The sequence below is a fragment of the Actinomadura sp. NPDC049382 genome, from assembly GCF_040677125.1.
Taxonomy (GTDB): Bacteria; Actinomycetota; Actinomycetes; order Streptosporangiales; family Streptosporangiaceae; genus Spirillospora; species Spirillospora geliboluensis.
In genome coordinates this window covers 1-9,612 of record NZ_JBFARO010000204.1, presented here as the reverse complement: position 1 = coordinate 9,612, position 9,612 = coordinate 1, and the positions used below count along the sequence as shown (strand labels likewise).

General features: G+C 74.4%; 2 protein-coding genes. Both read left to right on the top strand.

The window, feature by feature from the left end:
• Positions 1 to 180: 180 nt before the first annotated feature.
• A complete protein-coding gene (locus AB0K34_RS44805) occupies positions 181 to 2,832 on the top strand; it encodes a type I polyketide synthase (RefSeq protein ID WP_364554610.1) in 2,652 nt (883 codons plus the stop codon).
• Between the two features lie 18 nt (positions 2,833 to 2,850).
• Positions 2,851 to 9,612, top strand: a 6,762-nt coding sequence (locus AB0K34_RS44800) for a type I polyketide synthase (protein WP_364554608.1), incomplete at its 3' end; no start/stop codon positions are given.

Genomic DNA, 9,612 nt, shown 5'->3' with positions numbered 1-9,612 from the left:
CACGCCCCCACCCAATTCCACAAACACCTCGCCCAAACACACACCCACGGCACCACCCCCACCTGGAACCACCAACCCACACACAAAACACCCCCACACAAACTCCCCACCTACCCCTTCCAACACCAGCGCTACTGGCTGGATACTCCGCCCGGCAATGGGGACGTTTCCGCAGCGGGATTGACGCCCACCGGGCATCCGCTCTTGAGCACGGCGGTGGAACTCCCTGAGGGGAAGGGGACGGTTTTCACCGGCCGCCTGTCCGTCAAGGACCAGACGTGGCTGGCCGACCACGCCGTGCTGGACGCGGTCGTCCTGCCCGCCTCCGCGATCACCGAGCTCGCCCTGTTCGCCGCGCTGCGCGAAGGCGGCGACCGCGTCGAGGAACTGGCGATCCGCACCCCGCTGGTCCTCCCCGAGGACGGGTCGGTGCAGTTGCGTGTGACGGTCGCCGCCTCCGAGCTGTCCCTGCACGCGAGGGAGGCGGACGACGCCCCCTGGACTCTGCACGCCACCGGCGTGATCGGCAGCGGCGGCGAGACCGCCGAGCGGTCCGTCACGCCCGGACCCGGAGCGCGCCCGATCGACGTCGCCGGCCTCTACGACCGGCTGCTGCGGACCGGCCTCGGCCACGGCCCGGTGTTCCAGGGCGTCCGGGCGGCATGGCGCGACGGCACCGACGTGCTGGTCGAGGCGGACCTCCCCGAGGACGCCACCGCAGCGGACTTCGGCGTCCACCCGGCGCTGCTCGACGCCGTCCTACAGCCGGTGCTGCTCGACGGCGACGACGACGGCGCACTGCGGCTGCCCTCCGCGCTGACCGGCGTGACCCTGCTCGGCGCGCCCGGCGCGACCGCGCTCAAGGCGCGGATCTCCCCGGCCGGGGACGACGCCGTCACGGTCTTCCTCACCGACGCGGACGGCGCCCCGGTCGCCCACATCGACGCGGTGATGTTGAAGCCGTTCTCCCCCGCCGACCTGCCGCGCCGGACCGGCACCCACGACGCCCTGTTCGAGGTGGAGTGGCACGCGGTCTCCGCCCCGGCCACGGCGACGACGGCGGAGGTCACACTGCACCAGGACGCCGACGCGCTCCGCGCCGCTCTCGACACGGGCGCGGCAACGTCCCTGGCCGCAGTCTTGTGCGTCCAAGGGGCAGCCGACGGGGACGGCGAAACCGAACCGCCCGCGCGGACGCGCGCCCTCACGCACCGGATGCTGGCGCTGCTCCAGGACTGGATCAGCGACGAACGGACCGCCGACACCTCGCTCGCCGTCGTGACGCGGAACGCGGTCGCCGCCCGTCCGGACGAGGACGTCGCCGACCTCCCGGCCGCCGCCGTGTGGGGGCTGCTCCGCGCCGCGCAGGCCGAGCACCCCGACCGGTTCGTCCTCGTGGACCTGGACGGGACGGACGCCTCCGCCGCAGCACTGCCCGCCGCCCTCGCGACCGGGGAGCCTCAGCTGGCGATCCGCGAAGGCCGCCTCTACGCACCGCGCCTCACCCGTTCCCCGGCCGCAGACCCCGGCGACCGGCCGTCCGCGTTCGGCGACGGCACCGTCCTGATCACCGGCGGCACCGGCACCCTCGGCACCCTCCTCGCCCGCCACCTCGTCACAACCCACGGCGTCCGCAAACTGACGCTCACCAACCGACGAGGCACGGACGCCCCCGGCGCGACCGAACTCGCCGCCGAACTCACCGGCCTCGGCGCGGACGTCACCATCGCCGCCTGCGACACCGCCGACCGCGCCGCCCTCGCCGCGCTCCTCGCCGAGACGACCGACCTCACCGCCGTCGTCCACACCGCAGGACACCTCGACGACGCCACACTCCCCACCCTCACCCCCCACCACCTCGACACCGTCCTGCGCCCCAAGGCCGACGGCGCCTGGACCCTGCACGAACTCACCAAGGACCGCGGGCTCCAGTCGTTCATCGTCTACTCGTCGACCACCGGGACCCTCGGCAACGCCGGCCAGGCCAACTACGCCGCCGCCAACGCCTTCGTGGACGCGCTCACCTCGCACCGGCGGGCGCATGGGCTGCCCGCCCAGTCGCTCGCCTGGGGGCTGTGGGCCGAGACCAGCACGATGACGGCGCGGCTCGACCAGGCCGGGCAGGCCCGCCTGCGCCGAGGCGGGATCATGCCGCTCGCGTCCGCGGAGGGCCTGGAGCTGTTCGACGCCGCCCTCGCGCTCCCCGGCCGGCCGCATCTCGTCCCCGCCCGGCTGGACCTGGTGGCGCTGCGCGCCCGCGCCGCCGACACGGCCGTGCCCGGGATGCTCCGCCACCTGCTGCGGCTGCCGCCGCGCCGCGCCGGGGCGGACGCCTCCTCGCTCGCGCGGCGGCTGGCGGGGCTGGCGGAGGCCGAGCGGGCGGAGCTGCTGCTCGACCTGGTGCGCGGGCAGATCGCCGCCGTCCTCGGGCACGGGTCGGCGGACGCGGTCGCCGCGGAGCGCCCGTTCCGGGACCTCGGCTTCGACTCGCTCACCGCGGTGGAGCTGCGCAACCGGCTCGGCATCGTCTCCGGGGTGCGGCTGCCCGCGACCGCCGTGTTCGACCACCCGACGCCCGCCGCGCTGGCCGGGTTCCTCGGCGAGCGGGTGGCGCCGCCCGCCGAGGCCGGGCCGGGGCTGGCCGAACTCGACGCGCTGGAGGCCGCGCTCGCCGGCGCCGCGCTCGACGAGGAGGCGCGCTCGCGGTTCGCCGCGCGGCTGCGCGCCCTGGTGTGGAAGTTCGACGAAGGGTCCGGCGCCGAGGAGGACCTGGCGGCCGTGTCCGACGAGGAGCTGTTCGGCGTCCTCGACAACGAGCTCGGAATCTCCTGAACCTTTGGTGAGGTCTGCATGAACGCGGTGAACGAGCAGCGCCTGCGCGACTACCTCAAGCGCGCGACGGCCGATCTGCGCCAGGCGAACCGGCGGCTGCGGGAGGCCGAGTCGCGGGAGCACGAGCCGATCGCGATCGTCTCGGCGGGCTGCCGGTTCCCCGGCGGCGCCGGGTCGCCCGAGGAGCTGTGGCGGCTCCTGGTGGACGGCGCCGACGTCCTGTCGGACCTGCCCGCCGACCGCGGCTGGGACGCCGGCGAGCTCTACGACCCCGACCCGGGCAGCACCGGCCGGACCTACGTCCGCCGGGGCGCGTTCCTGGACGGCGCGGACCGGTTCGACGCCGGGTTCTTCGGCATCAGCCCCCGCGAGGCCCTCGCGATGGACCCGCAGCAGCGGATCCTGCTGGAGACCGCCTGGGAGGCGTTCGAGCGCGGCGGACTCGTCCCGGACGCGCTGCGCGGCAGCCGCACCGGGGTGTTCGTCGGCGGCAACGGCCAGGACTACGCGCGGCGGCTGCTGAACGACCTGGAGACCGTCGAGGGTTACCTGGTGACCGGCACGTCCGCCAGCGTGGTGTCCGGCCGGATCGCCTACACCTTCGGGTTCCACGGCCCCGCGGTCACGGTGGACACCGCCTGCTCGGCGTCGCTCGTGGCGACCCATCTGGCGTGCCAGGCCCTCCGCGGCCGCGAGTGCGACATGGCCCTCGCCGGCGGTGTCACCGTCATGGCGACCCCGGCCATCTTCACCGAGTTCAGCCGGCAGCGCGGCCTCGCCCCCGACGGGCGGATCAAGGCGTTCGCCGCCGCCGCCGACGGCACCGGGTGGGGCGAGGGCGCGGGCCTGCTGCTGCTGGAGCGGCTGTCGGACGCGCAGGCGAACGGGCACCAGATCCTCGCGGTGATCCGCGGCAGTGCCGTCAACCAGGACGGCGCCAGCAACGGGCTCACCGCACCGAACGGGCCGTCCCAGCAGCGCGTCATCCGGGCAGCGCTCGCCGACGCGCACGTCTCCCCCGACGGGATCGACGCCGTCGAGGCCCACGGGACGGGCACCACGCTCGGCGACCCGATCGAGGCCCAGGCGCTGCTGGCCGCCTACGGGCAGAACCGGCCGGACGACCGTCCCCTCTGGCTCGGGTCGATCAAGTCGAACATCGGGCACACGCAGGCCGCCGCCGGCGTCGCCGGGATCATCAAGATGGTCATGGCCATGCAGGAGGGCGTCCTGCCCAAGACCCTGCACGTGGACGAGCCCACGCCGCACGTCGACTGGGAGTCCGGCGCGGTCTCCCTCCTGACCGAGAACACCGCCTGGCCGGAGACCGACCATCCGCGCCGGGCCGGGGTGTCGTCGTTCGGGATCAGCGGCACGAACGCCCACATCATCCTCGAAGCCCCGCCCGAAGCCGCCGCCGAGGAGACGGCCGCCGGACCGGCGGACGCACCCGAGCCGGAGATCGTCCCGTGGCTGCTGTCGGGCAAGACCGAGCAGGCGGTGCACGACCAGGCCGCCCGCCTCGCCGAGCACCTCGACCGGCATCCCGGCCTCGACGCCGCCGACGTCGCCCGCACGCTGGCCACCGCCAGAGCCCACCACGAGCACCGCGCCGCCGTCGTCGGCCGGACCCGCGAACAGCTCGTGTCCGGGCTGGCCGAGATCACCGCGCGGCAGGCCCGCGACGGCAAGACGGCCTTCCTGTTCACCGGCCAGGGCAGCCAGCGCCCCGGCATGGGCCGCGGACTGTACGAGGCGTTCCCCGTGTTCGCCGAGGCGCTCGACGCCGTGTGCGAGCGCATGGACCCGCACCTCGACCGTCCCCTCAAGGAGGTCATGTTCGGCGACGGGGACCTGCTCGACCAGACCCGCTACACCCAGGCGGCCCTCTTCGCCCTGGAGACCGCGCTGTTCCGGCTCGTGACCCACTGGGGGCTGCGGCCCGACCACCTCGCCGGGCACTCCATCGGCGAGGTCACCGCGGCCCACGCCGCCGGAGTGCTCTCGCTGGACGACGCGTGCGTCCTCGTCGCGGCGCGCGGGCGGCTCATGCAGAGCGCCCCCGCCGACGGGATCATGCTCACCGTCCAGGCGTCCGAGGAGGAGGTCCTCGGCTCGCTGGACGGACGCGCGGGCACCGTCGCGATCGCCGCCGTCAACGGCTCGCGCTCCACCGTGGTCTCCGGGGACGAGGAGGCCGTGCTGGCGGTCGCCGCCCACTGGGCCGAGCAGGGCCGCAAGAGCAAGCGGCTGAACGTCAGCCACGCCTTCCACTCCCCGCACATGGACCCGGTGCTGGACGAGTTCCGCGCGATCGCCGCCGAACTGCGGTACGACGCGCCGCAGATCCCGATCGTGTCGAACCTGACCGGCGGGATCGCCGACCCGGACCTGATCCGCACCCCCGGCTACTGGGCCGACCACATCCGCATGCCGGTCCGGTTCCGCGACGGCGTCCGGGCGCTGCACGAGGCGGGCACGGTCGCCTTCCTCGAACTCGGGCCCGGCGGCACCCTCACCGCGATGGGCACCGACGCCCTGTCCGACGCCCCGGACGGCGACCGGGCCGTCCTGATCGCGGCGCTGCGCGGACGGACGCCCGAGCCCGAAAGCCTGGTCACCGCACTGGCGGACGCCCACACGCACGGCGTCCACGTCGACTGGGGGACGTTCTTCTTCGGCCCGGCCCCGGCTGCCGCCCGTCGCACCGTGCCGCTGCCCACCTACCCGTTCCAGCGGCAGCGGTACTGGCCGGAGAGCGCGGTCGGCGCGGGAGAGCCCGGCAGCCTCGGGCTGGACACCGCCGACCATCCCCTCCTCGGCGCCGCCCTCACCCTCGCGACCGGCGACGGCTACCTGCTCACCGGACGCGTCTCCGCCCGGACGTCCCCGTGGCTGGCCGACGACCCGGTGCTGCCGGGCGGCGTGTTCGTCGAGCTGGCCCTGCACGCCGCCCGCCAGACCGGCGCCGACCGGGTCGCCGAGCTGGAGCTGCGGGAGCCGCTCGACCTGTCCGGCGACGGCGGCGCCGTCCAGCTCCAGGTCGCCGTCGCCGCCCCCGACGACACCGGGCACCGCGCCCTGACCGTCCACTCCCGGCCCGTCGCGGCGCAGGGCGACGACGGGGCCTGGGTCTGCCACGCCACCGGCACGCTCGGCGGCGACCCCGGCGAAGCCCCGCCCGTGGATTCGCGGAACGGCGGCGGGCGGGACGCCGACGTGGCGCTGCCCGAGGAGCTGCACCCGCAGGCCGCCCGCTTCGGCGTCCACCCGGCGCTGCTGGAGGCGGCGCACCGGGCCGTCGCCGACGAGGACGAACGGCCGTTCTCGTGGTCGGGGATCGCCCTCCACGCCACCGGTGCGACCAGCCTGCGCGTGCACCGGTCACCGTCCGGCGCGCTCTCCCTCACCGACCCGTCGGGCACGCTCGTGGCCGCCGTCGAGAGCGCCGCGTTCCGTCCGCTCGCCGCCGCCGAGCGCGACCGCATCCGGCTGCGCGACTCGCTCTTCCAACTGGAATGGACGCCGGTCTCCGCTCCGGCCTCGGCACCGGCACGGCCGGTCGGCCCCGCCCACCCGGGCATCGCCGCGCTGCGGTCGGCCATCGCGGAAGGCGCCGACCTCCCGGACACCGTCCTCGTCCACTGCGCCGGCGACGACCCGCACGCGCTCGCCCGCGAAACGCTCGCCCTCCTCCAGGAGTGGCTCGCCGACGACCGGCTCGACGGCTCCCGTCTCGTCCTGCTCACTCGCGGCGCGGTCGACGATCCGGTGGTGGCGGTGGTCTGGGGCCTGGTCCGGGTGGCGCAGAACGAGAACCCGGACGTCTTCGTCCTCATCGATCTGGACGGCACGGACGAGTCCGCTGTCCCGGCGGCGCTGGCCACCGACGAGCCGCAGCTGGCCGTCCGGGACGGGCGTGTCTACGCGCCGCGTTTGGTCCGTGCGCAGCCCCCGGCCGACGACAGGCCCTCTGGTCTGGACGCGGACGGCACCGTCCTGATCACCGGCGGCACCGGCACCCTCGGCGCCCTCGCCGCCCGCCACCTCGTCACCCGGCACGGCGTCCGGAAGCTGCTGATCGTCAGCCGCCGAGGCCCGGACGCGCCCGGGGCCGACGAACTCGCCGCCGAACTCACCGAGCTGGGCGCCGGCGTCACCGTCACCGCCTGCGACACCAGCGACCGCGCGGCCCTGGCCCGCCTCTTGGAGGACGTGCCGGACCTGACCGCCGTCATCCACACCGCCGGCGTCATCGACGACGCCACCGTTCCGAACCTCACGCCCGACCGCCTGGACGCGGTGCTGCGTCCGAAGGTCGATGCGGCCTGGCACTTGCACGAACTCACCCAAGACCGCGACCTGTCGGCCTTCGTCCTCTACTCCTCCGCAGCCGGAACCCTCGGCAACCCGGGACAAGCCAACTACGCCGCCGCCAACACCTACCTCGACGCCCTCGCCCACCACCGCCACGCACAAGGACTCCCCGCCACCTCCCTCGCCTGGGGACTCTGGCAACAGGCCAGCGCCCTCACCCAACAGATCGACGTCGACCGCAGCCCGCTGACCCCCCTCAGCACTCACCAGGCCCTCGCCCTCCTCGACATCGCACTCGCCAGCGATCGGCCCACCCTCATCCCCGCGCAGCTCAACACCGCCGCGCTGCGTGCGCGGATGGCCGACGGCGAGGTGCCGCCGCTGCTCCGGGGGCTGTTCCGCGCGCCTCTCCGGCGGCTGGACGCGGGCGGCGGGCAGCTGACGGAACGGCTCCGGGGACTGGCGGAGGACGAGCAGCAGAGCATGCTGCTGGAGTTCGTGCGGACGCAGGTCGCCTCCGTCCTCCGGCACGACGGCCTCGGCTCCGTCCCGCCGGACCGGCCCTTCCAGGACCTCGGCTTCGACTCGCTCACCGCCGTCGAGCTGCGCAACCGGCTCAACGCCGCCACGGGGCTGCGGCTGCCCGCCACGCTCGCCTTCGACTACCCGACGCCCGCCCTGCTGGCGCCGTATCTGCGGGCGCGGCTGCTCGGCGAGGCGGACGCGGCCGCGGCGGCGCCCGTCACCGCCGCCGAGCCGGACGAGCCGATCGCGATCGTCGGCATGGGCTGCCGGTTCCCCGGCGGCGCGGACTCGCCCGAGGCACTCTGGGAGCTGCTCGCCGAAGGCCGCGACGCCGTCTCCGGACTGCCCACCGACCGGGGCTGGGACGTGTCCGCGCTGTACGACCCGGACCCCGGGCGGCGCGGCAAGACCTACGTCCGCGAGGGCGGGTTCCTCTACGACGCGGGCGACTTCGACGCCGAGTTCTTCGGGATCAGCCCCCGCGAGGCCCTCGCCACCGACCCGCAGCACCGGCTGCTGCTGGAGACCGCCTGGGAGGCCGTCGAGCGCGCCGGGATCGACCCGGGGACCCTGCGCGGCAGCCGCACCGGCGTGTTCGCCGGCGTCATCGCGCAGCACTACGCGGTCGGCGCGAACCTGCCGGAGAGCACCGACGGGTACCTGGTCACCGGGACGACGACCAGCGTCGCCTCCGGCCGCATCGCCTACACCCTGGGCTTCGAGGGGCCCGCCCTCACGATCGACACGGCGTGCTCGTCCTCGCTCGTCGCCCTGCACCTGGCCTGCCAGGCGCTGCGCAAGGGCGAATGCGACATGGCCCTGGCGGGCGGCGCCACCGTCCTGTCGGTGCCGATGGTCTTCACAGAGTTCAGCCGGCAGCGCGGCCTCGCCCCCGACGGCCGCTGCAAGCCGTTCGCCGCCGCCGCCGACGGCACCGGATGGGGCGAAGGCGTCGGCCTGGTCGTGCTCGAACGCCTCTCGGAGGCCCGGCGCAAGGGCCACCACATCCTCGCGGTCGTCCGGGGCAGCGCCCTCAACCAGGACGGCGCCAGCAACGGGCTCACCGCGCCGAACGGGCCGTCACAGCAGCGCGTCATCCGGGCTGCGTTGGCCGACGCGCGTCTCACCCCTGACGAGATCGACGCCGTCGAAGCCCATGGGACGGGCACCACGCTCGGCGACCCGATCGAGGCGCAAGCGCTCCTGGCCACCTACGGGCAGGACCGGCCGGACGGCCAGCCCCTGCGGCTCGGGTCCATCAAGTCGAACATCGGGCACACGCAGGCCGCCGCAGGTATCGCCGGGATCATCAAGATGGTCATGGCGATGCAGGAAGGCGTCCTGCCCAAGACCCTGCACGTGGACGAGCCGTCCCCGCACGTCGACTGGGAAACCGGCGCGGTCTCCCTCCTCACCGAGACCACCGCCTGGCCCGACACCGGACGCCCCCGCCGGGCCGGGGTGTCATCGTTCGGGATCAGCGGCACCAACGCCCACATCATCCTCGAATCCCCGCCGGCCGCCGAAGAAAGCGACTCTTCGGAGGAGAGCGGCGACGGCGGCGCTTCAGAGGCGCGAATCGTGCCGTGGCCCATTTCGGCGAAGTCCGAGAAGGCGCTGCGCGATCAGGCGGCGCGGCTCGCGGAATTCGCCGCCGCCGATCCCGGACTCGTTCCCGCCGAGGTAAGCCATTCGCTCACGTCGAAGCGAGCGGTATTCGACCATCGCGCCGTAGTCATCGGCTCCACGCGGAAAGACTTCCTGGACGGCCTGCGCGCATTCGCCGAAGGCGAAACCGCGGAGAACGTCGTCTCCGGAGAATTCTTCGGTGACGATCCGAAGATCGTGTTCATTTTTCCGGGGCAAGGGTCGCAATGGCCCGGCATGGCCGTCGACCTCCTGGACGCCGAACCCGCGTTCGCCGAACACATGGACGCC